4 protein-coding genes are annotated in these 3,235 nt (G+C 61.1%); all 4 read right to left on the bottom strand.

The window, feature by feature from the left end:
* Window positions 1-1,106, bottom strand: a 1,106-nt coding sequence (locus EOA86_RS27950; protein ID WP_348633369.1) for a DUF6600 domain-containing protein, incomplete at its 3' end; no start/stop codon positions are given.
* Between the two features lie 396 nt (window positions 1,107-1,502).
* On the bottom strand, window positions 1,503-1,721 hold the full coding sequence (locus tag EOA86_RS27945) for a hypothetical protein (protein WP_128344625.1): 219 nt from the start codon (window positions 1,719-1,721) through the stop codon (window positions 1,503-1,505).
* Between the two features lie 3 nt (window positions 1,722-1,724).
* Window positions 1,725-2,474 carry a ribonuclease activity regulator RraA gene (locus tag EOA86_RS27940; protein WP_029355833.1) on the bottom strand — a complete coding sequence of 250 codons (750 nt, stop codon included), beginning with the start codon at window positions 2,472-2,474 and terminating at the stop codon, window positions 1,725-1,727.
* 23 nt (window positions 2,475-2,497) lie between these two features.
* A partial coding sequence (locus tag EOA86_RS27935; protein WP_164892038.1) for a mandelate racemase/muconate lactonizing enzyme family protein occupies window positions 2,498-3,235 on the bottom strand: 738 nt, incomplete at its 5' end.

Raw genomic sequence — 3,235 nt, 5'->3', positions numbered from 1 at the left:
GCCTTCGGCTTCTCAGGCTTGGCCGCCTGTTCCGGCTCGGCCTGCTGCTGCTCGGCGGCGGGCTGTTCCTTGGCCTTCGGCTTCTCAGGCTTGGCCGCCTGTTCCGGCTCGGCCTGCTGCTGCTCGGCGGCCGGTTGCTCCTCGGTCGTCGGCTTCTCAGGCTTGGCGGTCTCTTCCGGGTCAACCTGTTCGCCGGTCGCTGGCGCCTGTTCGGTCGTGGCTGCGCCTTCGGTCGGCTTTGATTTCCGGCCAGCCTGAACCTGCTTCACCTCCTCGATGTCTTTGAGCTCAGCTGGTTTGGCATCGGGATCGGCCTTGACTTCACCTTCAAAGACCGTGACCGTATTCTTTTCCAATTTGCCGGCCTGCTCGGGCGTCTCGGTGTCGCTGACTTCGACGACAGTCACCTGCTGGTTCGTCTCCTTCTCGATCACATCAACATCAATGACTTTGTTGATCACCACGTTGTTCTGGATCGTCACGTCGCCGGCCGGCTCGGCCGCCTCGACAATGCGCACAAACTCCGGCTCATCACGGATAACGACGACAGAAATGTCCTCAGCAAGGAATTCGCGGGTGGGGACCACGACCCAGTAAAAATCCGGCGTGGTGTCGAATGTCACCTCGATTGAAATCAAATCGGGATCGCGGCGCGGCGGCAGCGGAGCCCAGATCATGTGCTCCCTGTCACGCCGCCAGCTCACCCATGCTGGCGCCCAACGAGTGCCGGGAACCCAGTACCAGCCGATGTCGTCGGCATAGCCCCACCGGCCGTAATGGTAGGTCGCCCAGCCGAACGGCTCGTCGGACACCCAGAGCCAGCCATACTGCTCGGTATAGACCCAATGTCCAAGGGTATACGGACGCCAATCGTCAGGTACATCGACCGGGACGAAAACGGTCGCTCCGTGGTAGGAAACCCAATCACCATGGGAAGACAGGTCATCGTAGAATGTGCTGATCGAAATGGAAACATCGGCGGCCCTCGCCTCGGACACAAGCGACAATGGCGCAACCGGGTTGGGAATCTCGACGACCATGAGCAGGCAGGCGGTTACGCCGCCCAGCATCAGCCGTACAGCGTTTTGGGCAAGGACGCGTTTCATCCTAATCTTCCTCCGAAACAGATCGCCCTTCCTCTTGGAAACTCGCCGGCTGTCGGATTGTTCCACTTGCTAGTGATGCCCGCATCTGCTCACACACCGGCTTGGCATCACACGATGGTACGCCATCCCTATCAGCGCAAACAGCACACATCGGCGCATTGCTGCCTGGCAGCCTCGGGCCGAAAGCAGTCAGCCCGCGCTTTGGAATATAGCCACGAAAAGCGGGCAAGCTGACATCTGCGCGGACAAACCTAGGTTGCACCGAAGCAGCGGGGCAACCTGCACCCATGCGCCCGCGCGAAATTGCACGAACAGTATCCGGTTGTTCAAAACCGTTTCTGGGCCCCCGATTGAACCGGTGCGGATCGGCGCCACCAAGAGGCATAGACTCCGCCCTCAAGCAGCGATGGAACACCATGGTCCGCGGCTGACCTTCACGACCGAGCTTTTCTCGACGCGCTCCGCGTAGTCGAGATACTGCGCCCGGGAAAGCTTCTGACCGGGCTCCGGATTGACGGGCAGCCTGTAGAAATATTTGCGGCAATTGTTGAGGCCTTTTGCGTAGACGCCGGCGTTACCGCCAGAAGGTCTGCCGCCTGCCGCAGGGTAATCCATGCGCTAACTCGGGTCCTCCAAGCGGTTTGTTTTGCGCCACTCCTCGTATTCCCCACGGGCGTCGTCATGCAGCGGATAGTAGCGTTGCAACGGCCCGCCCTCCATGAGCTTCACTCGCGAGAACTCCTCCCAATCGTGATGCTTCTGTGATTCTTCGATTACCGTGGGGGCCATTGCGACAGGGAGCACCACCACCCCGTCGTCGTCGGCGACGATGATGTCACCGGGGATCACCGTGACACCGCCGCAGGCAATCGGAACGTTGACGGCATTGGGATAGATGCTGGTCTGCACATGATAATTTGGCGTCCAGCCGCGCAGCCATAGGGGCAGATCGAGCTTTTCAACATTGGGCCGGTCGCGCATGCATCCATCGATGACGATGCCCGCGCCGCCCCTGCCTTTGAAATACGTCGACATCATATCGCCGAAGACGCCCGAGCTCATGTCGCCGCGCGCGTCGACCACGACTACATCGCCCTCCTGTGCGTGATAAAGCACGTGCCGATGCAGCTGCGTCTCTGGATCGGCGTATTCTCCCTCGGTGAATAGGTCCGGCCGCTGTGGCATGAACTGCAGCGTCAGCGCCGGCCCGACGATCGACTTCCCGTGGTTTTGCGCCACCGGTCCGACCATGTGCGGATTGCGAAAACCCATGTGGCCAAGCGTGCCGGCAACCGTCGCGGCGCCGATCTCCCTTAGCGCGTCGATCAGGTGTTTTGGCGGCCGCGTGATGTCGGGAGCATGTGTCATCGTGGACTCCGGTTGAAAGAGAACTACCAGTTCGTAACAGAACCGTCGCGGCGCTTAAGGTGAGGTGCTTCCCAAAAACGAAAGCTCGCCGCCTGGATCGCCTCCTCGTTGACCTCGACGCCGAGCCCCGGCAGATCGCCGACCGGATAGTTGGTCCCGTCGAGCCGTGGTTGCACGGGGAAGAAGTCGGAATTGTCGAAGCCCAGCTTTGTTTCGGGTTCCCTGGTCTCGAGCCAGGCGAAGTTGGGTACCGCGGCGGCGAGATGCACGGTCGCGGCCGTGCACACCGGACCAAGGGGATTGTGCGGCATCAGATCCACATAGTGCGCCTCGCTCCAGCCAGCGACTTTCATCGCCTCGGTAAGCCCGCCGACATTGCAAACATCGAGCCGGTTGAACTGGTGGATGCCACGCTCGATGTAGGGCAGGAACTGCCACTTGCTGGCAAATTCCTCGCCGATGGCAAAGGGGATGTCGGTCATTGTACGTAGGGATTCGTAGGCCTCCGGTGCCTCGTCTCGTATCGGCTCTTCGACGAAATCAAGCACGCCGCGGCCCAGCTTGTTGCAGAAGCTCGCCGCCTCGGCCACCGACAGCCGATGATGATAATCGATGCCGAGGACGACGTCGTCGCCCAGCGCCTCGCGCGCCTTGTTAAGCATACTCGAGGTAGCGCCGATCGACTCGCGCGGCTCGAAGATCTCCCTGCTGTTTTGCCCGGCGGGGAAGAAGCGGATCGCCTGCCAGCCCTGTGCGCGTAG

Source organism: Mesorhizobium sp. M5C.F.Ca.IN.020.32.2.1, assembly GCF_004023105.1.
Taxonomy (GTDB): Bacteria; Pseudomonadota; Alphaproteobacteria; order Rhizobiales; family Rhizobiaceae; genus Mesorhizobium; species Mesorhizobium wenxiniae.
The sequence above is the reverse complement of the archived record's forward strand: the minus strand, read 5'-3'. Positions and strand labels throughout refer to the sequence as shown.